General features: G+C 55.2%; 17 protein-coding genes and 1 pseudogene. 1 reads left to right on the top strand and 17 read right to left on the bottom strand.

Features of this window, described 5'->3' with window-relative positions; translation table 11 throughout:
• Positions 1–4 precede the first annotated feature (4 nt).
• The 8 genes from scpA to A3EQ_RS0108600 all read right to left on the bottom strand — a co-directional run bounded on the left by scpA (position 5) and on the right by A3EQ_RS0108600 (position 12264).
• Positions 5–2161, bottom strand: a complete 2157-nt coding sequence (gene scpA, locus A3EQ_RS0108635; RefSeq protein WP_020154776.1) for a methylmalonyl-CoA mutase — start codon at positions 2159–2161, stop codon at positions 5–7.
• Entirely contained in the window at positions 2151–4100 is a 1950-nt protein-coding gene (locus tag A3EQ_RS0108630) for a methylmalonyl-CoA mutase family protein (RefSeq protein ID WP_154652839.1), read from the bottom strand. The genes scpA and A3EQ_RS0108630 overlap by 11 nt, the downstream gene beginning before the upstream one ends.
• 65 nt (positions 4101–4165) lie before the next feature.
• Positions 4166–5452 carry a dihydrolipoamide acetyltransferase family protein gene (locus A3EQ_RS0108625; protein WP_020154774.1) on the bottom strand — a complete coding sequence of 429 codons (1287 nt, stop codon included), beginning with the start codon at positions 5450–5452 and terminating at the stop codon, positions 4166–4168.
• A 17-nt stretch (positions 5453–5469) separates the two neighbouring features.
• A complete protein-coding gene (locus tag A3EQ_RS0108620; RefSeq protein ID WP_020154773.1) occupies positions 5470–6453 on the bottom strand; it encodes an alpha-ketoacid dehydrogenase subunit beta in 984 nt (327 codons plus the stop codon).
• A 16-nt stretch (positions 6454–6469) separates the two neighbouring features.
• Positions 6470–7459, bottom strand: coding sequence for a thiamine pyrophosphate-dependent dehydrogenase E1 component subunit alpha (locus tag A3EQ_RS0108615; protein WP_040369266.1), 990 nt, complete (start codon positions 7457–7459; stop codon positions 6470–6472).
• 23 nt (positions 7460–7482) lie between these two features.
• Positions 7483–8910, bottom strand: coding sequence for a dihydrolipoyl dehydrogenase (lpdA, locus tag A3EQ_RS0108610; RefSeq protein ID WP_020154771.1), 1428 nt, complete (start codon positions 8908–8910; stop codon positions 7483–7485).
• 40 nt (positions 8911–8950) lie between these two features.
• On the bottom strand, positions 8951–10051 hold the full coding sequence (locus tag A3EQ_RS0108605; protein ID WP_026499848.1) for a Glu/Leu/Phe/Val family dehydrogenase: 1101 nt from the start codon (positions 10049–10051) through the stop codon (positions 8951–8953).
• A 158-nt stretch (positions 10052–10209) separates the two neighbouring features.
• A complete protein-coding gene (locus tag A3EQ_RS0108600; RefSeq protein WP_020154769.1) occupies positions 10210–12264 on the bottom strand; it encodes a sigma-54-dependent Fis family transcriptional regulator in 2055 nt (684 codons plus the stop codon).
• 129 nt (positions 12265–12393) lie between these two features.
• Between A3EQ_RS0108600 and A3EQ_RS0108595 the strand changes: the two genes are divergently transcribed.
• Entirely contained in the window at positions 12394–12630 is a 237-nt protein-coding gene (locus A3EQ_RS0108595; RefSeq protein ID WP_020154768.1) for a DUF2627 domain-containing protein, read from the top strand.
• Positions 12631–12658: 28 nt separating this feature from the next.
• Here the strand turns inward: A3EQ_RS0108595 and A3EQ_RS0108590 are convergent, their stop codons facing one another.
• From A3EQ_RS0108590 to dxs, 9 genes and pseudogenes are all read right to left on the bottom strand, one after another.
• Positions 12659–13390 (bottom strand): glycerophosphodiester phosphodiesterase, encoded by a 732-nt coding sequence (locus A3EQ_RS0108590; RefSeq protein WP_020154767.1) that lies wholly within the window; start codon positions 13388–13390, stop codon positions 12659–12661.
• Positions 13391–13763: 373 nt separating this feature from the next.
• Positions 13764–14303 (bottom strand): GNAT family N-acetyltransferase, encoded by a 540-nt coding sequence (locus A3EQ_RS0108580; RefSeq protein WP_020154765.1) that lies wholly within the window; start codon positions 14301–14303, stop codon positions 13764–13766.
• 235 nt (positions 14304–14538) lie between these two features.
• Positions 14539–14833: pseudogene (locus A3EQ_RS20810) on the bottom strand (MazG nucleotide pyrophosphohydrolase domain-containing protein).
• An 875-nt stretch (positions 14834–15708) separates the two neighbouring features.
• On the bottom strand, positions 15709–16500 hold the full coding sequence (gene spo0A / locus A3EQ_RS0108565; RefSeq protein WP_020154763.1) for a sporulation transcription factor Spo0A: 792 nt from the start codon (positions 16498–16500) through the stop codon (positions 15709–15711).
• 184 nt (positions 16501–16684) lie between these two features.
• Positions 16685–17980 (bottom strand): SpoIVB peptidase, encoded by a 1296-nt coding sequence (spoIVB, locus tag A3EQ_RS0108560; RefSeq protein WP_020154762.1) that lies wholly within the window; start codon positions 17978–17980, stop codon positions 16685–16687.
• A 148-nt stretch (positions 17981–18128) separates the two neighbouring features.
• Positions 18129–19844, bottom strand: coding sequence for a DNA repair protein RecN (gene recN / locus A3EQ_RS0108555; protein ID WP_020154761.1), 1716 nt, complete (start codon positions 19842–19844; stop codon positions 18129–18131).
• 12 nt (positions 19845–19856) lie between these two features.
• Positions 19857–20309, bottom strand: coding sequence for a transcriptional regulator AhrC/ArgR (gene ahrC, locus A3EQ_RS0108550; protein WP_020154760.1), 453 nt, complete (start codon positions 20307–20309; stop codon positions 19857–19859).
• A 285-nt stretch (positions 20310–20594) separates the two neighbouring features.
• Positions 20595–21419 (bottom strand): TlyA family RNA methyltransferase, encoded by an 825-nt coding sequence (locus A3EQ_RS0108540; protein WP_020154758.1) that lies wholly within the window; start codon positions 21417–21419, stop codon positions 20595–20597.
• A 4-nt stretch (positions 21420–21423) separates the two neighbouring features.
• On the bottom strand, positions 21424–23316 hold the full coding sequence (gene dxs / locus A3EQ_RS0108535; RefSeq protein ID WP_026499846.1) for a 1-deoxy-D-xylulose-5-phosphate synthase: 1893 nt from the start codon (positions 23314–23316) through the stop codon (positions 21424–21426).
• Positions 23317–23414 lie beyond the last annotated feature (98 nt).

The raw sequence follows: 23414 nt of genomic DNA, 5'->3' as shown, positions 1-23414 counted from the left end.
GCGGTCACGCCTTCTCGTACCCGAGCCTGCGGAAGATTTCCTCCAAAACCTGTTTGGCGGCGAGGGGGATGTTGGTTCCCGGACCGAAAACGGCCGCCGCCCCGTTTTGGAGCAAAAATTCATAATCCTTGGCCGGGATTACGCCCCCGACGACGATGAGAATATCGTCCCGGGAACGTTTCTTCAATTCTTCCGCAAGCAAGGGGACGAAGGTTTTGTGGCCGCCGGCGAGGGAATTCACGCCGACCGCATGGACGTCGTTTTCCACGGCCTGTCGGGCGACTTCCTCCGGCAGGGAAAAGAGGGGGCCGAGATCCACGTCGAATCCCATGTCGCTGAAGGCGGCGGCGAGCACCTTCACCCCCCGGTCATGTCCGTCCTGGCCCATTTTCGCCAGCAGGATGCGCGGCCGCCGGCCTTCCAGCTGATGGAATTCATCCGCCAAATGTTTCACTTCTTCCAACCCTCCGTCCCCATCGCCGAAATGTTTTTTGTAAACCCCGGTGATGGAGCGGACCTCCGCCCGGTGCCTGCCGGCCGCCCGCTCCACCGCGCCGCTGATCTCGCCCAATGTGGCCCGCCTTCTCGCCGCTTCAACGGCCAGTTCCAGCAAATTTTCCTCCCCGCTCTTTGCGGCCCGGGAGATCCTCTCCAGAATCTCCCGGACCCCTTGTTCGTCCCGGTTTTGTTTCAGCTGCCGCAGCCTTTCGATTTGCCGTTCCCGGACTTTCGTATTGTCGATGTCCAAGATTTCAAGGGGGACGACTTCATCGCTGCGGAAACAGTTGACGCCCACGATTTTTTCCTTTCCGGAATCGATCCGCGCCTGGCGAATCGCCGCCGCTTCCTCGATCTTCCGCTGCGGGATCCCCGCTTCGATCGCCTTCGTCATCCCGCCCGCTTCTTCGATCTCCCGGATGTGCGCCCACGCCCGGTCGATCAGCTGCTTCGTGAGGGCTTCCACGTAGTAGGAACCGCCCCAGGGATCGATCACCGCGGTCAGCCCGGTCTCCTCCTGCAAATACAGCTGGGTATTCCGGGCGATCCTCGCCGAAAAATCGGTGGGGAGAGCGATCGCTTCATCCAGGGCGTTCGTATGGAGCGACTGGGTGTGCCCCATGACGGCGGCATGGGCTTCGATCAAGGTCCTTATGACGTTGTTGAACGGATCCTGCTCCGACAGGCTCCAGCCGGAGGTTTGCGAGTGGGCCCGCAGGGCCAAAGATTTCGGGTTTTCCGGCGAAAAGGGCGCCATCAGTTTCGCCCAAAGGTACCGGGCCGCCCGCAGCTTCGCCACTTCCATAAAATAATTCATGCCGATGCCCCAGAAAAAGGAGAGTCTCGGGGCGAAGGAATCGATGCCGATGCCCGCCTTCAGCCCGATGCGGACGTATTCCAAACCGTCCGCCAGGGTGTAAGCCAGTTCCAGATCCGCCGGCGCCCCCGCCTCCTGCATATGGTAGCCGGAAATGCTGATGCTGTTAAATTTCGGCATATGTTTCGCCGTATAGGCGAAGATGTCGGCGATGATCCGCATCGACATGTCCGGAGGGTAAATGTAGGTGTTCCGCACCATGTATTCTTTCAGAATATCGTTCTGGATCGTTCCGGAAAGTTTGTGGGGCGGGACGCCCTGTTCTTCCGCGGCCAAGATGTAGAAGGCCATGATCGGCAAAACCGCCCCGTTCATCGTCATCGATACGGAGATTTGGTCCAGGGGGATGCCGTCGAACAGGATCTTCATGTCCAGGACGGAATCGACGGCGACGCCGGCTTTGCCCACATCCCCCAAGGCCCGCGGATGGTCGGAATCATAACCGCGGTGGGTCGGCAGGTCAAAGGCGACGGACAATCCTTTTTGGCCCATCTGCAAATTCCGTTTGTAAAAGGCGTTGCTCTCTTCGGCCGTGGAAAAGCCGGCATATTGGCGGATCGTCCACGGTTTTGCCGCATACATCGTGTAATAGGGCCCGCGGGTGTAAGGGGGAAAACCGGGGAGGCCGTCCAAATGGCCGCAGTCCCGGATGTCTTCCTCCGTATACAAGGCTTTCAACGGGATGTTTTCGTAAGTTTCCAGCGTTTCCGCGGATTGCCCTCCGGGACGCGCCGCTTCCCTTTGCTCCTCGCCAAACAAAACGATCTTTTTAAAATCAGGCTTCATTTCCGTTCATCTCCATGATTTTTTCCAGCAATCCTTTCAAGATCCGGTAACGGTCGCTTTTCTCGCCGATGACCGTGACCCCGGCTTCGGCCAGTTTGCCGTCCCCGCCCGTGGAAAAGAGGGCGGCGGGGATGCCTTTTTCTTTAATTTTCCGGACCGTATCAAGGAGCAACTCCACCTTTCGGAACCCGCACAGGCAATAGACGGGAAGGGAAGTCCGCTCGATAAAACCGAGCGCCTCCCCGGCTTCGCGGACGGGGCCGCACTCCACACAGGCGAAACCGCCGACGGCGAAAAAGGAGAGGGCAAAATCCATCTCCCGGCGGTGCTCCTTCGGATCGCCGAAGCCGATCAGGCCGACGGCCAATTTTCCCGCTTTCTTAATGAAAGTCCGGCTTTCCGCAAGAAGGCTTTCCAGCCGGCCGCTCAGCCTTTCGTTCAACAGGCCGTCCGGGATCTGTGCCTTCTCCAGAAAATCGCCGATCGTTGCCCCGCCTTGGACGAGGGAAAGGATTTCTTCCGGCGGGCGGGGGGCCAGAAGAAGCACTTCCGCGCCTTCCCCCTTCCCTTCTCCGGCCGAAGGGATTTTTTCCTTCGGGTCCCGGTAAACATTCGTGCCGATCAATTTCGTTTCCCCCGTATGGACCGACCGGATCCGCTCTTCTTTCCGGTTCCGCACCGTTTCAAACCATTCGCCCTTCTCCAAAAGGGAGAGGATGCCCCCCTTCCCGTCGATTTCCAGAAAGAGCTGCCACGCCCTTTCGATGATCTGCTTTGTCAGCGACTCGATGTAATAGGAGCCGCCGGCGGCATCGGCCACCGCATGCATGCGGGTTTCCTCCCGCAAGATATGGTGGGTGTTGAGGGCGATCCTTTCCCCCAGGCCGGTCTTTTCGGCGAGAACCCGGTCGTAGGGAAGGACGTGCAGGAAATCGACCTGTCCGACGACGGCGGCAAAGGCTTCGTTTGCCGACCGGAGCATGTTGACGAAAGGATCCGCCGCCGTCTTATTGACGGGCGAGGTTTCCGCATAGATCGTGATTTTCGGGACGTCCCCGCCGATCTGATAGGCCTTTGCGAGCAACTTCCACAAATATTTTGCCGCCCTTAATTTGGCGATTTCCGGAAAAAAGGAAGAACCGACGGAAAAGGCCAGGACGGTTTTGGAAAAAATGTCCGAAGGGGGGATCCCCTTTTTCCGCAGATTTTCCGCGTGAAAAACGAAAGCGGCGAAGGCGAACGCCAGCTGTTCGGGTATGGAAAGGGCGCCCCGTTCGTACACCGTGCCGTCGACGAAAACCGTCCGCAGCTCCGGGAATTTTTCCCCGGAAGCGACCACCGCCTCCAGCCATCCTTCATAGACGGGGAAAAACCGGGGAAGAAACTCCCGGGATTGCAAGGGCAACACAAGCGGGTCAAAGCCGACAAAACCGCGGATGCGGGGCGGATTTTTCCCCTTTCTTTCCGCCCATGCCTGCATCATCCACAAAAAGGGAACCGTTTTCACGTCGTCCCGTACGGCGATGGGGTATTCGTCCAAGAGCCCCGGGGGAAAAAGCAGGTCCAAATCCTCCAGGCGGAGGGTTTCGGGCAAGGAAAAACAGACCGTGTCCTGCCCCCTATCCAGGGACTTTCCGATGTTTTCGGAAAGTTCCCGGGCGGTGCCCCCCGCGGCCGGCTGGGCCGATCGCCAACGGTTTGCGGGCCCCTGCCTCTTCCAGGCGGTCCCCCTGATTTCCGGGGGGACCTTCCCGTAAGGAAGATCCTCCTTCGTGTACAGCATTTTTACCCGGATCCCGTCCCCGTCCGTCCTTTCCGGCCGGAAAGGTTCCTCGCCCTTCCAAGATTTTTCCGCCCTTTCGAGCCATTCCCGGATGGCGGGCTCCGGAAAGGAAGCGGAACGGGCCGCCGACAGCTTCCATTCGCTTTTTTTCTCCATTTCCCATCCCCCGTTTTTTGCAGGAAAAGCCGTTGCAAATACCGGCAACGGCTTCTCTTTTTGATTTAATAGACGGATGTGTTTTCCTTCGAGATGTTTTCCAGGATTTCCTTCAGCCGCATTAAAAATCTTCCGCAAATCAGGCCGTCCAGCACCCGATGATCGAGGGACAGGCAAAGATTGACCATATCCCGGATGGCGATCATTCCATCCCTGATCACCGGCCGCTTGACGATCGTTTCCACCTGCAGGATCGCCGCCTGCGGGTAGTTGATGATCCCCATGGATTGGACGGAACCGAAAGATCCGGTGTTGTTGACGGTGAAGGTCCCGCCTTCCACATCTTCCAATTTTAATGTACCATTTCTGGCTTTCCTTGCCAATTCATGAATCTCCCGGGCGATCCCTTTGACCGTTTTTTCGTCGGCGTGTTTGATGACCGGGACGTACAGGGCGTCCTCCGTAGCCACGGCGACGGAGATATGGATGTGCCTCTTCCGGATGATCCGGTCGCCGGCCCAAACCGCGTTCAATTGGGGAAATTCCTTCAAAGCCTGGGCGACCGCCTTGACAAAAAAGGGGAAATAGGTCAACTTGAACCCTTCCTTCCGCTCGAATTCCTCCTTGATGGAATCCCGCAGCGTCACCAGGTTCGTCACGTCCACTTCCACCATCGTCCAGGCATGGGGAATTTCCCGTTTGCTTCTCGACATGTTCTGGGCGATCGCCCGCCGGATGCCGCTGACGGGGATTTCCAGATCGCCGGCAGACCCCGCCTCCCAAGCCGGGGTTTCTTCCCGGACCCCGCGTTCCCCGAGGACCGCAGCGGTTCTTTCCGGAGCCTTGCCGTCCCCGCCGTCCGCCAAAACGGGCGCCGCTGGTTGATCCTTCCTCGATTCGATCAGCCGCAAAAGATCCTTTCTCGTGATCCGTCCGCCCCTTCCCGTTCCCTTCACCTCGGACAAATCGATGCCGTATTCCTGGGAAAGTTTCAAGACAGCCGGCGAATAACGCCGTTTTTCGCCCCCGTCCTTTCCGGCGCGGATTTCCTCCCCGTTTCCCTTTTGGGCGTCGGGCTTATCCGTGTCCGACGGCGGCGCCGCTCCCTCCCCTTCCGTTTCGATCAGGCAGATCGGAGCGCCGACGGGAAGGGTTTCGCCCTCCCGGGCGACGATTTCCCGGACCGTCCCGGAAAAAGCGGAAGGGATTTCCGCGGTTACCTTATCCGTCATCACTTCCGCGAGCGGCTCGTATTTTTTCACGGAATCCCCGGGAGCGACGAGCCATTTGCTGATCGTCCCTTCCGTCACGCTTTCGCCGAGCTGGGGCATCAACATTTTTTCCAGCGCCATCCTTTCCTCCCCCCTTCCTAAAATTCCGCCAGTTCCCGCATGGCTTTTTCGATCTTATCCGGATTGACGAGGAAGAATTTTTCCATCGGCGGCGCAAAGGGCATCGCCGGCACATCCGGACCGGAAAGGCGCATGACGGGCGCATCCAGGTCGAAGAGGCAGTGCTCGGCGATGACCGCCGCCACTTCGCTCATCACGCTTCCCTCCTTGTTGTCTTCGGTGACAAGGAGCACCTTGCCCGTTTTCGCCGCGGCCTCGATGACCGCTTCCTTGTCCAAAGGATACACGGTGCGCAAATCCAAAATATGGACGGAAATGCCTTCCTTTTCCAAACGTTCGGCGGCCTCGAGGGCAAAGTGGACGCAGAGGCCGTAGGTGATGACGGTGATGTCTTCCCCTTCCCGCTTCACATCCGCCTTTCCGATCGGAAGGACGTAGTCCCCCTCGGGCACTTCCTCTTTGATCAGCCGGTAAGCCCGCTTATGTTCGAAAAACAGGACCGGATCTTCATCGCGGATGGCGGCTTTCAGCAGCCCTTTCACGTCATAGGGGGTGGAAGGCATGACGATCTTCAGGCCCGGCTGGTTGGCGAAGACGGCTTCCACCGACTGGGAATGGTAGAGGCCGCCGTGGACGCCTCCCCCATAAGGGGCGCGGATGACCAGCGGGCAATTCCAGTCGTTGTTGGAACGGTAGCGGATCCGCGCCGCTTCGGAAATGATTTGGTTGACGGCGGGCATGATGAAGTCGGCAAACTGGATTTCCCCCACCGGGCGCAGCCCGTACATGGCGGCCCCGATGGCCACCCCGACGATGGCGGATTCGGTCAGCGGGGTGTCGATCACCCTGTCTTCGCCGAATTGTTCATAGAGTCCCTGGGTCGCTTTGAACACCCCGCCTTTTTTGCCCACATCCTCCCCCAGGACGAAGACCCGGGGGTCCCGCTCCATTTCTTCGCGCAGGGCCTGATTCACGGCTTCGATATACGATATGACCGGCATCGTTCTCTCCTCCCCTTCATTCGGCATAGACGTATTTCAACGCGTCTTCCGGATTGGCGTAGGGCGCCTTTTCCGCGTATTCGGTGGCGTCATCGACGATCCCCATGATTTCTTCCTGGATTTTTTTGTCCTTTTCCTCGGTCAGCACCTTCGTCTCCTTCAAGTACCGGGCGAAGCGGGGAATCGGGTCCTTTTCCCGCGCTTTTTTCGCCTCCTCCGGATCCCGGTAGGCCCGGTCGTCATCATCGCTGGAATGGGACGTCAGCCGGATGGTGACGGCCTCGATCAAGGTGGGCCCTTCTCCCTTCCGCGCCCGGTCGGCCGCCGCCTTGACGGCCTCATACACCTCCAAGGGATCATTCCCGTCCACGGTGAATCCGGGCATTCCGTAGCCGGCGGCCCGGTCGGAAACCCTTTCACAAGCCAGTTGTTTCTTCAGCGGTACGGAGATGGCATATTGGTTGTTTTCGCAAAGGAAGATGACGGGCAGCTTGTGGACGCCGGCGAAATTGGCGCCTTCGTGGAAATCCCCCTGGTTGGACGATCCTTCACCGAAAGTGACCAAGGCGACAAAATCCTTTTTCTCCAGTTTCGCCGCCAAGGCAAAACCGACCGCATGGGGAACCTGGGTCGTGACCGGGGAGGAACCGGTGACGATCCGGTTTTTCTTCATCCCGAAATGGCCGGGCATTTGCCTCCCGCCGGAATTCGGATCTTCCGCCCTGGCAAAGGACGCCAGCATCAGTTCCCTCGCCGTCATCCCGAAGGCCAGTACCAGCCCCACATCCCGGTAATAGGGCAGCACATAATCCTTCGTCCGGTCCAAGGCGAAGGCCGCCCCCACCTGGGCAGCTTCCTGCCCTTGGCAGGAGATGACGAAAGGAATTTTCCCGGAACGGTTCAACAGCCACATCCGCTCATCCAATCTCCGCGCCAAAAGCATCGTCCTGTACATTTCCAATACCGTCTCGTCGCTCAAACCGAGCGCTTCGTGCCGATTGACCATAAAATCTCCCCCTTCTTCCCTCATCAAATATGGATCGCCTTTCCGTCGACCGCGAGAGCCGCCTCCGAAAAGATCTCCGACAGCGTCGGATGGGGATGCACGGCCTGGGCGATCTCCCAAGGGACGGCATCCAAAAACTTGGCGAGGCTCCCCTCGGCAATCAAATCGGTCACATGGGCGCCGATCATGTGAATCCCCAAGAGATCATCGGTTTTTTCATCGGCGATGATCTTGATGAACCCTTCCCCGTCGCCGTTGATGAGCGCCTTTCCGACCGCCTGGAAGGGAAATCTTCCGATCTTCACCGAATATCCCTTCGCCCTCGCCTCCTCCTCCGACAAACCGACGGAGGCGACTTCCGGCCGGGAATAGACGCAGCGCGGAACATTTTCGTAGGCGAGGGGATCCGGACGCAAACCCGCGATATGTTCCACGGCGATCGTCCCTTCCCTTGCCGCCGCATGGGCCAGCTGCAACCCGCCGATCACGTCGCCGACGGCATAAATATGGGATTCCTTCGTCTGATAATATTCATTGACGCGAATGAAGCCCCGGTCGGTTTCAATATCCGTATTTTCCAGGCCGATCCCTTCCGTGTTCGCTTCCCTTCCGACGGAGACGAGCATTTTCTCCGCCGTGAATATCCTCCTTCCCCCTTCCGTTTCCGCCTCCACGGAAATCCCCTTTTCCCCTGCGGCGGCGGTTTCCGTCAGCACCTTCGCCCCGGTGGCGATTTCAACCCCCTTTTTCCGCAAGGCCTTTTCCATCTCCGCCGCGATCTCGCCGTCTTCGGACGGCAGGATCCGTTTTTCGTATTCGATGACCGTAACGCCCACGCCGAAATCGGCGAGCATCGATGCCCATTCGATGCCGATCACCCCGCCGCCGACGATGATCACCGATTCCGGAAGTTCCTTCATCATCAGCGCATCATCCGAGGTGAAGACCGTCACCCCATCGACGTTCAGCCCCGGGAGGGTTTTCGGCCGGGATCCCGTGGCGAGGATGATGTTTTTCGGAAGCAGGATCTCATTTTCTTTCCCCACGTTCAATTCCACGGAAACGGAACCTCCCGCCAGCGGAGAAAATATGGAGGGGCCCAAAAGCCGTCCGGTCCCGTAATAGACGTCAATTTTTCCTTTCTTCAGCAAATATTGGACGCCCTGATGCAATTTTTCCACAATCGATGACTTTCTTTCCTGAATTTTCGAAAAATTTATCGTGGCCGGACCGCCTATAATCCCGTAATTTTCGCTGTTTTTCACCGTTTGATAGATCTCGGCGCTCTTCAACAAAACCTTGGTCGGGATGCAGCCCCGGTGCAGGCAGGTGCCTCCCAGGGCCTCCTTCTCCACGACGGCCGTTTTCAAGCCCAATTGGGAGGCCCGGATCGCCGCCACATAGCCGCCGGTGCCCCCGCCGATGATGACCAGATCGTATTCCTTTGCCATTTTGCACCTCCATCAGCCGGGGGAGGGAAATCCCTCCCGCTTATCTCATTCGCCGGCTTAATGCGTGTTTTTCATTCGGCAAAAACGTACTCCGCGTCTGCCGGATTTCCTTAATCCGTTCCTCCGCCATCCGGTCGGCGGCCAAGTAGGTGGGGATCCGGTCCCGCCTGGCGATTTCGAAAACCTTTTGCAGGTTGTGATAAATCTGTTCCACTTTTTTCATCGCCCGTTCCCGGTTGTAACCGTATAATTCGTCGGCGACGTTGATCACGCCTCCCGCGTTGATCACATAATCGGGGGCGTAAAGGATGCCCCTTTCGTGAAGGATTTCCCCGTGTTTCTCATCCTTCAGCTGGTTGTTGGCGGAACCGGCAATGATCTTCGCCTTCAATTTCGGGATGGTTTCCTCATTGATGACCGCGCCCAGCGCGCACGGGGCGAAAATGTCGCATTCCGTCTCGTAGATGTCTTCGGGGTCGACGGCTTTGGCGCCGTATGCCTCCACCGCCCGTTTTACCTTGTCCGGCTCAATGTCCGTCACGATGAGGTTCGCCCCCTCTTCATGCAAGTGCCGGCAAAGGTGGAAGGCGACGCTTCCCGCACCCTGAACGGCGATCGTCCGCCCGGCGAGGGATTCGTTTCCGAAATATTCTTTGGCGCAGGCCTTCATGCCTTTGTACACCCCGTAGGCGGTTGCCGGCGACGGATTTCCCGATGAACCGAAAGCGGGAGAGACGCCCGTCACATAATCCGTCTCCTGATAAATGATATCCATGTCTTCCACCGTCGTCCCGACGTCTTCCGCGGTGATGTAACGGCCGTTCAACCCCTGGATGTACCTGCCGAGGGCGCGGAACTTGGCTTCGCTTTTCTCCGTCCGCGGATCGCCGATGATGACCGTTTTCCCGCCGCCCAAATTCAAGCCGGCCGCCGCGTTTTTATACGTCATTCCCCTCGCCAGGCGGAGGGCGTCTTCAATCGCCGCCTCCTCGGTCTCATAAGTCCACATCCTCGCCCCGCCGAGGGCCGGCCCCAGGGTGGTATCGTGGATCGCGATGACCGCCTTCAAACCCGACGCTTGATCGTAGCACAGATGCAGCTCCTCATAATCGTACTTTTCCATGTATTTAAAGATTTCCATGTCCATGTCCTCCACTCCCATTCCGTCGATCTTCCACTTCCACCCAGGAATTTAGATGCAATTATCATGCCAAAGGGAAAAATGTAAACGCTTTACATTTTATACTTTTAAAAATCATGAAGGATCTTGCAAGGTTGGAAAAAAATTGCATGCAAATTCTACAGAATCGAATGTTTTTCCAGCTTATAATACAAATTTCGGATGGACAATCCCAACTCCTTCGCCGTTTTTGTCTTATTTCCCTTATTTTTGGCCAGGGTGCTCCGGATAATTTCCCTTTCATAGCTGTCGAGCAGCTCGGAAAGGCTTCTTCCCGTCCCGGGAGGAAACCCGGGAAAGGATTCCTTTTGCAGGGTGGGCCGGTTTTCCAAAAAATCCGGCAAATGATGCTCTTCGATGATCCTTTCATGTTTGCCCATAAAGATGATCGCCCGCCCGAGGATGTTTTCCAACTCCCGGACGTTTCCCGGCCAATCGTAGCTTTCCAGTTTTTTCAGCGCCGAAGGAGAGATCCCTTCCACGCTGCGGCCGTAATCGTGATTGATTTTCCGGATCAGGTGCGCGCACAAAGGGGGGATGTCTTCCTTCCGCTGGCGCAAAGGGGCGATGTGAATCGGGATCCGGTTCAATCGGTAATACAAATCTTCCCGGAATTTTCCCGCGGCGATCTCCCTTTCCAGGTTCCGGTTCGTTGCCGCGATAATTCGCACGTTGACCGGGATCGGCTCCGTGCCCCCGACCCGGATGATTTCCTTCTCCTGCAAAACCCGCAGCAGCTTTACCTGCATCTTGGCGGAGAGCTCGCCGATTTCGTCCAAAAAGAGGCTTCCGTTGTCCGCCTCTTCAAACAGGCCCTTCTTTCCTCCCCGTTTCGCCCCGGAGAAGGCTCCTTCCTCATAGCCGAACAATTCGCTCTCCAGCAGGGATTCGCTCAAGGCGGCGCAATTCACGCGGATGAATTTATTGTACTTCCGGTCGCTCTCGTTATGGATGGCGTGGGCGAACAGTTCCTTGCCCGTTCCCGATTCTCCCCGCAAAAGGACGGTGGCAGGCGTCCTCGCGGCAATCTTCGCCTGCTCGACGGCGATTCTGATCTCATCCGACCGGCCGACGATATCCTGGAAGGTGTATTTCGCCTCCAGTTTACGGATCCTTTCCTTCGCCGCATTCAGTTCCGCCGTCAGGGAGAGGATTTCCGACATGTCATGAATGACGCCGACGCTTCCTTTCAATTGGCCGTCCACGATGATCGGAGCCACATTGACGACCACATCTTTTTTGCGCACGCCCACTTTCATCCGCACGCCGCGGACCGGCTTCCTCGTTTTTAACACCTTCATATGCATGCTTTCCCCTTCGGAGATGTCGATGGTCGCCGGCTTTCCGATCACGTCTTCTTCTTTCAGTCCGGTCAGGCGGGTATAGGCCGGGTTCACCATGATGCCCAATCCCTTTTCATCGACGACCGAAATCGCGTCGTTGCTGGACTGGATAATGGCCTCCAGAAGCGTCCGGACCTCTTTCAGATTGGTCACTTCCTCCGCCAGGCTGACGAGCTCGGTGACGTCCTTGAATACGGCAAAGGCCCCGAGCACCCTTCCGCCGTCATCGAGGATGGGGATTCGCGAGGCGATCACCTTCGTGCCGTTGGGGAAGGTGTATTTTTCATGGATCGCGGGAATTTTTGCCGCAAGGGTCTGGGGCAGGTCGCTGGAGGGGATCACCTGATCGATCGGTTTTCCGATGGCATCTTTCCCGCCGATCCCCGTCATCCGCTCGGCCGCCCGGTTGAAGGCGGTGATCGTTCCCTCCGCGTCGATAATGATCATCCCGTCGTTGATGGACTGAATGATCAGTTCGTTCTTTCGGGCCTGGTTTTTCAATTGGCGGATCAAGGCTTCCTTCTCGTGGATCAGCTTGACGATGACATAGGCGATGCTTCCCGGGATGATCGTAAATCCCCTTTTTTCGGCCAAAAGGGCGCGATGGACCTGCTCGTCTCCGGTCACGTCGATGACGATGTCGATCTCATCCGTCAACAGGGTCTTCCAATCTTTCCCCGTCAATATCCCCTGCTCCTTCGCCTTTAAAAGGGCCGGGGCCTCGGGACGGATATCCGCGACGGCTTTCACCCGCAACATTTCCGACTGGTTCAGGATGTCGAAAATGGCCGTCCCCCCTTGGCCGCCGCCGATGATCATCACGTTTTGCAAGCTACCACCAACTTTGCCCTATGAAAATTTTTTCATAGCACTATTGTAATCGAAGTCCCTTGCCTTGACAATTTTCCCTTTTCCATTATGCTTTTTTTGAGCACCTTTTATCGGAAAGGAAAATTCGCCATGATGAGAACCGTTGCCTTCCTCATTCTCCTCGTGCCCGGCATTCTTGCCGCGTGGGGCGTAAAGCTGATGCGGGACTCCCTGTTCGGCATCGTGAATCCGCCCTTTCCCGGTACGGCGTCCCAGACGATCGCCGGCCTGCTCTTCTTTGTTTTCGGAATCTTTTTTGTCGGCGGGTTTATCTTTCACCGCGACAAAAAACGGAACAAGGTGCAAAAGCGTTTTAAAAAAAGATGAAAGAATGCGGCCCTTTGCGGTTTTCCGCTCAAAGGCCCAACGATTCCCTGAGCCGCCGCGCCCTTTCCGGATAGTCGGTGATGACGGCCTCAGCCCCGGCCTGAAAGAACCGGATCAAATCCTTTTCTTTGTTCACGGTGAAGGGCCGAACCTTGATCCCGTTTTCCTGGGATTGGATGACGAGCTGCGTCGGACAGGCCTTATGGTACGGGTGGATCCCTTCGGCGCGGATGCCCTTCGCGTACGCCCAGGGCTGGTACAGGCCTTCCATGAACAGCGGGGCGATTTCGATTTCCGGTGCCCGCAAGCGGCAATAATAAATGCTGTAATGGTTAAAGGAGGAGAGGATGATCCGGTCCTCCGCCCGGAACTTTTTGATCAGATCGAGCACTTTGTTTTCCAATTCGTTATTTTCAATCGTATAGGTCTTCAGCTCGATATTGCAGACCAAATCGGTTTTGACAAACCATTCCATAAATTCTTCCAGGGTCGGGATCTCCGCCTTGAGCCGGCCCTTCTGGAATTGGTGGGCGGCATTCAGCTTTTTGATTTCGGACAGGGTAAAATCCTTGACCTTCCCTTTCCCGTCGGTCGTCCGGTCGACGGTTTCGTCGTGGATGATCACCACTTCGCCGTCCTTCGTCAATTGGACGTCGAGTTCAATGCCGTCCGCTTTTACCCTTTCCGCCTCGTAAAAGGAAAGCATCGTGTTTTCGGGATGAGTCCCGCTTGCGCCGCGGTGGGCAAAAATCAGTGACATTCGTCTTCACCTTCGTTCCAAAAAAATTTTTCAACCATGTTTTTATTGAGGGGAGGGAAGGGACAGAAGAAATCCGCTGCGCGCCGAAAGGGGCTTAAATGGGCGGACGGGCGGCGGATTCCCGCCCGGCGACAATCTCCGCCGGCAGGCCTCCCCCTTCTTAAAGAATTCAACGTTCCATGGGATTATTCCTCTTCCGAAAAGCCCGTTGCCGTGAACGGCGGATTCCCGGACAAGTAAAAAACCGCCTGATGGGTTCAGGCAGCTTTTGTCCCCGTCCTAATCGCCGGATGCGGTCCTTTTTCCCGTCCACTTGCCGGGTGCCGTCCGTTCCGTTCGCGGATCAACGGGTTTATCCGCGATCCCTTTTTTCCTATTTGCCGAATGCAGTCCGTTCCATCCCCGCGCCGCTTTCTTTCGTCCCCGCGTAAATCGCATGGTTCTTGCCGAAAATGAACGCTTCCCTTTCCTTCGTGAACCCGATCTTCTCCGCCACTCGGATGGACGGGGCATTCCCCGGGTCGATGATGCAGATGAGCTTGCTTATACCCAATCTTTCGAAGGCGTAGTCCTTGCACGCCTGGGCCGCTTCCGTGGCGAACCCTTTGGACCAGTGCTTTTTGTTGATGTGGTAGCCGATCTCCACTTCCGTTCCGACATCGATGATTTGCTTGACAAGACCGCAGTCGCCGATCAATTCCCCCGTTTCCTTCAAACAAACCGCCCACAGCCCATAACCGTCATACCGGTACCTTTCCTGATTGCGCCTGATCCAGTCGCGGGTTTTTTGCACGGGAAAGGGGGCCGGATAATACTTCATCGTTTCCGGATCCGAAAAAATCCGGTGGAGCGGTTCAAGATCTTCGGCTTCGAACTCCCTTAAGATCAGCCTTCGTGTTTCCAGAACAATCATGTCCGATTCTCCTTTTCGCGTCTCAACCGTTTACGAACATGCAATCCTTCTCACTCCTTCAGCCGGCATTGAAGCGGGTGCATCACGGATGAAGGAGAGGCCGCACCGCGCAAGTGCCTTGCACCGCGGATGACGGATGAAATTTCTTTCTTTATGGAAGGCAAACGACGGGACGGTGCGGCGGCGCCGCCGGGAGGAACGAAAAGGGGATTTTCAGGACGATTCGGAAAGGAACCTAAACCTTCGAATAGCGTTCCGACAGTTTTTTCTTAGGGGATTGAAATACTTCTTCCAGAGGAATTTCGTACCGGTTCGCAATCACGATCAAGTTTCCCAACACATCGCCCAGCTCCTCGGTCAATTTCCGCTTGTTTTCCTAAAGGGAGCCCGCGGGTTCATCGGGCCTGTCCCTCCCGATTTCCAGGGCTTCTGATCGCCCGGGCGACCTCACCCGTTTCTTCCGCCAAAAATCCGATGCGGATAAAGATGTCCAATTCCGCCCATCCCTTGCTTTCGTAATAATCCTTTATCCATCGTTGAAATTCATTGAGATCTCATTTACCCTCCCATTTTCAGCACCTTCATTTTAACAAAATAATGACAAGTGAAACAGGGATTTCCTTAAGAAAGGGCGGAAAGGAAAAAATGCCGGATTTTCAAGTTCCGCTCCCAGCCGTCTTTGTTTTTGCCAAAAGTGCATATTTCCTTGCGTCTTCAACAAAAAGAACTCCCCCAATAAATCATTCGATCGATTGGCGGAGGCTGAAAAATGATTGGCATAAATCCGATTCGCCGGCTTTAATATGGCCGGCAGCATTCAAACCCTTGATGCGTCCGTTTTCAAAAAAAATCTTATGTTCCGCAAGTCTTCGTCCCCATGTCCGCGATTTAAGCCGGATCAAACTGCGTCAACGTACATTTTAAAAATATCCGCGTTTGTTGATGGAGTATTCTTTTTACGCTTTCACGCTGACAAGGCTTAATAACGTCCCCCGTTTCGCCTTGTCAACTGTATCATCGATTGGTATAACACTCGGGGGCCTTTTTAACAAAAAATAAGCTCACGCAAGAACATGCATGAGCTTTGTCATTTAAAGTGTTTGGATCGCCGCGGGCCTTTTACAGTTTTTTGCACGCCGGGCGGCTTCGATGCGAAAAACATTGTCAGTGACAATTAGTGAATTTTCGTCATCAAACTCTGTCTTTCACGATTTTAAAAATTTTTCCAATTATGATTTGCTGTGGAATGCCAGAAATACCAATAAATTGCCGCTGTTAAAGCAAGCATATATAATCCGAGTGATTGAATCCGGAATGGTGACGAAAAATTCATCGGAATTCTAACGAATCATTCACCGGAATGAATTCCGCAATTGACGTGTTTAAAACCGCGTCATATCGACGTTTAACTCACTTTATGTTCCAGTCTTAATTTATCCGCGACCATCGCGATGAACTCCGAATTGGTCGGTTTTGCCTTGGTCATGCTGACGGTGTAGCCGAAGAGGGAGGAAATCGATTCGATGTTACCCCGGCTCCAGGCGACTTCGATGGCGTGGCGGATCGCCCGTTCCACCCGGCTGGCGGTCGTATTATATTTTTTGGCGATGTCCGGATAGAGCACCTTCGTGATCGAGCCGAGCAGTTCGATATCTTTGTAAACCATGGCGATCGCTTCCCGCAAATAAATGTAGCCTTTGATATGGGCCGGGACCCCGATTTCATGAATGATGCTGGTGATGGTGGCGTCCAAGTTTTTGTATTGCCGGTCTTCTCCCTGATTCGCGCTTCGGTAGGAAGAAACCGACGACGGGACGGAATAATTCTCTTCTCCCCGGATTTGGCGGATTTGGCTGACCAGGTTTTCCATGTCAAAGGGTTTCAAAACGAAGTAGGAGGCGCCCAATTCCACCGCCTTTTTCGTCACATCCTCCTGGCCGAAGGCGGTAAGCATGATCACGCATAATTTCGACCCGTTTTTCTTGATCCGTTCGAGGACGGCCAAACCGTCCAGATGGGGCATGATAATATCCAACAGAAGGACGTCCGCCTCGAGGCTGTCGATCATCTTTACGCATTCTTGGCCGTTGTGGAAAATTCCGATCACTTCCATGTCCCGCTGGCTGTTTATGTATTCCTCCAACAATTTCGTCAGTTCCTTGTTGTCGTCGGCAATGCAAACCCTGATTTTTTTCACCTAAAAAATTCCTCCTTGACTAAACTTTTCGAATCGTCTTTCTAAACCTATTTTAACTTATAATTTCCATATCGCAACGAAAAATCCTTTTGATTTTTTAAAATATGTAAAAATATATATATATTCCTATTTATTCTTTCTTTTTCGACAATTTCAGAAAAAAAGCGGGGATTTTCTCCCCGCCTCAGCCCGCTTTTTCGAGCTCTTTTTTCGGGATCTTAATCCCCGCCTCATTCAGCATCCATTCGATATGCACCCCGTAACCGGTGGTCGGGTCATTGACAAAGACGTGGGTGACGGCACCGATTAACCGCCCGTTTTGGATGATCGGGCTGCCGCTCATTCCCTGGACGATGCCGCCGGTCTTTTCCAGCAGCCGGGGATCGGTGACTTTGATCACCAGTCCTTTCGTCGCCGGAAATTTTTGCGGAACGGTGCTGATGATTTTTACCTGGAACCGTTCCACTTTATTGTTTTCCACAACCGTCAATATCTCCGCCGGGCCTTTTTTCACCTGATGGGACAGGGCGATGGGAATCGCTTGGTCGAGCATCCCGTTTTCCACCGGCTTATCCAGCGTCCCGAATATGCCGAACTGGCTGTTGGCGAAGATGTTGCCGATCCGTTCCTTGTCCGCTAAAATTCTTGCCATTTTTTCTCCGGGGGAGCCGTTCGTTCCCTTTTGGATGGAGGTGACGGTCGAGGGGACAATATAGCCGTCTTTCACGGCGATCGGAAGCCTGGTGTCCATGTCGGAAATGACGTGGCCGAGGGCCCCGTATTTTTTCGTCTTCGGATCGTAGAAGGTCATCGTGCCGATGCCGGCCGCCGAATCGCGAATGTAAAGGCCTAGCTTGTATTTTTCATCCCCCTTGGCCTTTGCCGGGGTGATTTTCGCTTCGAAGGTTTTCCCGTCATGGCGCTGGACGAGGACCGACAGGGGAGTTCCTTTCCTTCCCGATTCTTGGACATAAGGGGAAATGTCCGCCAATTCTTCCACCGTTTTTCCGTTCATCTTGACGATCAGGTCCCCGGCCCGGATTCCAGCCTTTTCCCCGGGAGAAAACGTTCCCTCATCCGTTTCGACGAGATGGTGGCCGACGACGAGCACCCCTTTGGAGTGAATCTTGACGCCGATGGACTGGCCGCCGGGGACGACCCGGATGTTTTCCAATACTTGGACGTCAACCTTTTTTAAGGGAATCGAACCGTAATGGACGGTCACTTCCCCGTTCCCGGTCCGTTTGCCGGTGATGGCGAGGCCTTCCTCTTTATAGGCGATTCCGATCCGGTCGGAGCCGCTGTCCGCCCGGATCCCCGCGGCGGAAGAAACCGCCTGTTCCTGGCCTTCAAACAATGTCAGCTGAAAAGGTGTCTGCAAGATTTTTCCCGCCGGTGTAAAAAAGCCGAAGAAAACGAAAGAAACAAGGAGAAGAAAGCCGACTGTTTTTCGAATGGCATCCGTTTTCAAATGATTCACTCTCCCCGCTTCTATTCCACCCAATACGACTACACTACATAGCTTGCCTGACGGCGGGAATAATTATAAGGAGGGCGGAGGCAAAAAATCATGCGCAAAAAGGAATTCTTCCCCATGGGGGAAAAGGTTTGCCAAATCGCCCTATGCCTTATTTTCCTGCAGCCGGCAGGGCCTTTGCGGCCTTTGTTTTTACTTTTTTCGCCAAATCAATCATTTCCTTGGCGTGCTGTTCCGTCGCCGAGGTCATTTTGGCGCCCGACAGCATGCGGGCGATTTCTTCAACCCGTTCCTTTTCGTCCAGTTTTTTCACCGAGGTGATCGTCCGGTTTTGAACGACGGTTTTTGAAATATGATAATGTTGATCGGCCAAGGCGGCCACCTGGGGCAAATGGGTGATGGACAGCACCTGGGAAGAGACGGAAATCTGGTAAATTTTTTCGCCGATCGCCTGGGCCACCCTGCCGCTGACGCCAGTGTCCACTTCATCGAAGATGATCGACGTCCTTCCCTGGTGTTTGGAGAAGATCGTTTTCAAGGCGAGCATGATCCGGGACAATTCGCCGCCGGAGGCGATTTTGGCGAGCGGCTTTGGCGGTTCCCCGGGATTCGTGCTGATGAAAAACTCCACCCGGTCCGCCCCGTTTTCCGTCAAATGGTCTCCCGCTTCGTGAAAGACGGTCTTAAATACAGTTTTATCCATGTACAGCGCTTTTAATTCCTTTTGGATCGCCGAGGTTAACACTTCGGCCGCCTGCTTCCGCCGTCCGGTGAGCCGGTTTGCCTTATCGCGCAATTCCGCTTCCGCGGCCCGGATCTTGTTTTCCAGTTCGGAAAGGGTGCTTTCCTTATTTTCAATCTTTTCGATTTCCTTTGCGATTTTTCCGTGATAATCCAAAATTTCCGCGACGGTCTTCCCGTATTTCCGTTTCAGCCGGTGGATTTCGTCGAGCCGGCTCTCCACGTAATGGATCCGCTCGGGATCGTATTCCATTTCATCCAGCCGGTCGTGCAGCTGGTGCATGATATCCTCCAGCGCATAATAGCTGGAAGAAAAATTTTCCTGATATCTTTGCCAGGACGGATCGATCTCCGCGGCATTTTCCAGTTGGCTTAAAGCGATTCCGAGCCAGTCCATGGCCTTCCCTTCGCCGGACAGGGCGTCATAGGCGGCGGATAAGGATTGATACAGCCGCTCAAAATGGATGAATTTCTTCCTTTCCGCTTCGAGCGCTTCGTCTTCTCCCGGCTCCAGCCGGGCGTCGGCGATTTCCTTCCACTGGAATTTCAATAAATCGAGCCGCTGCGCCAATTGCTGCTCGTTTTCGCTCAAGTTTTTCCACTCTTTTTTCAGATCCGCATACCGCCGGTACAGGGCCCGGTAATCCGCTAAAGCCTCCTTGACCGGATCGCCCGCGAATTCGTCGAGCAAGAAGAGATGATTCCGCTCGTTCATCAATTCCTGGGTTTCATGCTGACCGTGGATGTCGACGAGTTTTGTCCCGATCTCCCGCAGCACCGAAAGGGTGACCAGCTGGCTGTTGATCCTGCAGACGCTTTTTCCGTTGCTGTAAATATCCCGTTTTAAAATAAGCGTCCCTTCGTCGGGCTCGATGCCGAATTCTTTCAGTTTCTCCACGGCCGCATGGTTTTCATCGAGGAGAAACAGCCCTTCGATTTCCGCCTTTTCCGCATCGTGGCGGACATATTCGGCGGAGCCCCTGCCGCCGATCAAAAGCTGGATGGCATCGATGATGATCGACTTTCCCGCCCCCGTTTCCCCGGTCAAAACGGTAAACCCGTCGTCGAAGGAAAGGGAAATGGAATCGATAATGGCGAAATTTTTTATCGACAATTCCGAAAGCATCCTGCTTCCCTCCTAGGTTAACAGCTCACGGAAACGTTTCGTCAGTTTCGATGCGTCGCCGTTGTTCCGCGTGATGATCAGGCAGGTGTCGTCCCCGCAAACGGTGCCCACGATTTCCTTCCAATCCAATTGGTCGATCAGCACCCCCACCGGATGGGCGTTTCCGGGAATCGTTTTCAAAACGACGAGGTGCTGGGCGTAATCCACCTTCACGAGAACATCCGTTAAAAGTTTCTGCAATTTCGGGACGACGGAAACGTTTTGTTCCTGGGTCAGGCTGTATTTGTACCCCCCGCCGGGGGACGGGACCTTGACCAGATGCAGTTCTTTCAAATCCCGGGATACGGTCGCCTGGGTAACGTGAAATCCTTCCTTTGATAAATAATGTACGAGCTCGTCCTGGGTCTTTATTTCGTATTTCTGGATCAGTTCCTTAATTTTGAAATGCCTTTTTTCTTTGTTCATTTTTTCACCTCGTACAGGGCCCGTTTTCCGAAGAATCTCCATTTAACCCCATTATACAAAAGAATGCGGACGAAAAGGGATACTTGATGTGGAAATTTCGGGGCGAATCGGAACTCAGAGGGGGTTTTGGCATATTCCCGGAGAAACGGGAGAAAAGAGGGGGACGATCCGCCGGAAGGACGGCGGCAGGGTTTGTTTGAAACGGGGGGCGGATCCGGGAGCTCCTTTTCCGGAAGCCCGGGCGGGAAGGAAGGATTCCCGGATTTTTTCGCCATGGGACAGACACTATTTATGGAATTCCCGGTGCGCCTGTTTCACCACTTCTCCGATCGCCGAATCGGGCAAATCGGCCGCATCCGGATCCGGGCACGGCCATTTCAGGTGGAGAAGGAATTCGATATTCCCGTCCCCGCCGGTGATCGGGGAAAAGGTGAGCCCCCGGGGGCCATAACCTTCGGAACGGGCGAAACGGACGATGTCGCGGATGACTTTTTCATGCACCGCCGGATCGCGGACGATCCCCTTCTTTCCGACGGATTCCTTGCCCGCTTCGAATTGGGGTTTGATCAGGGCGACGACGTCGCTGTCCGGCACGAGCATGGCCTTCAGCGGCGGCAAAATTTTTTCCAGGGAAATGAAGGAGACGTCGATGGCGGCAAATTCCGCCATCCCGTAGCGCAAATCCTCCGGTTTCATGTAGCGGAAATTCGTCCTTTCCATGACGACGACCCGCGGATCGGTGCGGAGCTTCCAAGCCAGCTGATTGTATCCGACATCGACCGCGTAAGATATCTTTGCCCCGTTTTGCAGGGCGCAATCGGTAAACCCGCCGGTGGAAGCCCCCACATCGAGGAAAATCTTCCCTTTCACCGAAAGGCCGAATGCCTTTAACGCCTTTTCCAGCTTAAAACCTCCCCTGGAAACATAGGGCATCGGATCCCCCTTCACCGCAACGGGCAAGGATTTGGGGACCTTTTCGCCCGGCTTTTCCAGCCGCCGGTTTTCCGTGTATACCAGCCCGGCCATGATCGCCCGTTTGGCCTTTTCCCTCGTTTCAAAAAAGCCTTTTTCCACGAGCAGTTGATCGATCCTGATTTTCTCCTCTTTCATTTTGCTAAGCCCTTTTTGAAATTTTCTCCATCATGCTTATCATCTGCTTGGCGATGTTTTCCGGGGTCAAGCCGATCTCCCGGTACAATTCCTTCACGCTGCCGTGTTGGATGAAACGGTCGGGGATGCCCATCCGCCGGATGTTGACGTGGCTGAAGCCCGCATCGTGGGCGAATTCGAGGACGGCGCTCCCGAAACCGCCCGCGAGGGCCGCTTCTTCGACGGTCAAGATCGGAATATGCATGTTCAAAATATCGGTGAGCATTTTTTCATCGAGGGGTTTTATGAACCGGCAGTTGACCACCATGCAGCGGATCCCGTATTTTTCCAGGATCTTCGCCGCTTCCAGGGCCATCGGGATCGTCGTCCCGAAGGTCAGGATGGCCGCCTGCTTCCCGTTCCGCAAAATTTCCCAAGTGCCGATCGGGATCCTTTTCCATTCTTCGTCCAGCGGAACCCCGAGACCGTTGCCGCGGGGGAAACGCATGGCGATCGGGCCGTCGTCGTAAGTCAGCGCCGTGTACACCATGTGCTGGCCTTCGTTTTCGTCCTTCGGCATCATGATGACGATGTTCGGCAAATGCCTTAAGAATGCGATGTCAAAAACCCCCTGATGGGTTTCCCCGTCGGCGCCGACCAGGCCCGCCCGGTCAATGCCGATGAAAACATTCAAATTTTGCCGGCAAATGTCATGGACGACCTGGTCGTAGGCCCGCTGCAAAAAGGTGGAATAGATCGCCAGGTAAGGTTTCATGCCGGCGGCGGCCAAACCCGCCGCCATCGTCGCGGCGTGCTGCTCGGCGATGCCCACATCGTACATCCGGTCGGGGAATTCCTTCTGGAAGCCTTCCAATTTGGAACCGACGGGCATGGCGGGCGTGATCGCCACGATCCGGGGGTCCATCCGCGCCATTTTCCTCACCGTCTCGCTGACCAGCTTGCTCCAGGCCGGCGGGGCGTCGACGGGCTTGATGAAATCGCCGGTTTCGATTTTATAGGGCCCCGTTCCGTGCCAATTTCCCACCCGGTCGTTTTCGGCGGGGCGGTAGCCCTTCCCTTTTTTCGTGACGACATGGAGCAGGACCGGGCCTTCCGTCCTTTTGGCATAGCCGATGTTTTCCAAAAGGTCTTCAAATTTGTGGCCGTCCACCGGCCCGAAATAGGTGAAGCCGAGCTCTTCAAAAAACATCCCCGGGACGAAGATGTATTTCAGGCTGTCCTTGAGCCTTTCCGCGGTGGAGGCGAGGCGGCCGCCGACAGCGGGAACCTTTTTCAGCAAGGTTTCCAGCTCTTCCTTCGCCCAGTTGTATTTTTGCGCGGTCCGCAGGCGGCCCAGGATGTTGTTCAAGGCGCCGACGTTGGGCGCGATGGACATCTCGTTGTCGTTCAGGATGACGATGATGTTCTTCTTTTCATGGCCGATATGGTTCAACGCCTCGAGGGCCATCCCCCCGGTAAGGGCGCCGTCGCCGATCACCGGGACGATGTAATAGCTTTCCTTGCGCAAGTCCCTGGCGACGGCCATCCCCATCGCCGCCGACAGGCTGGTGGAACTGTGGCCGGTTTCCCAGACATCGTGGGGGCTTTCGCTCCGCTTCGGGAACCCGCTGATCCCCCCGTATTGCCGCAACCGGTCAAAATCCTTCGCCCGGCCCGTCAAAATTTTGTGGACGTAGGATTGGTGCCCGACGTCCCAGATGATTTTGTCCTTCGGGCTGTCGAAGGAGCGGTGCAGGGCGATGGTCAGCTCGACGACGCCCAAATTGGGGCCGATATGGCCGCCGGTGACCGACAGCTTTTCAATTAAAAACTTGCGGATCGTTTCGCTCAGTTCCTCCAGTTCCGGAATGGTCATCCGTTTTAAAAAACCCGGGTCTTTAATCGACAAAAGATCCATCTTCGGATCACTCCGCTTCCCGTTCAAATTTTCCTTTCCTTCCATTATAACGTTTTGAACCATGAAAACGAAATGAAATCCAACCTTCCGCCTGTCCG

The organism is Caldibacillus debilis DSM 16016, from assembly GCF_000383875.1.
Taxonomy (GTDB): Bacteria; Bacillota; Bacilli; order Bacillales; family Caldibacillaceae; genus Caldibacillus; species Caldibacillus debilis.
The sequence above is the reverse complement of the archived record's forward strand: the minus strand, read 5'-3'. Positions and strand labels throughout refer to the sequence as shown.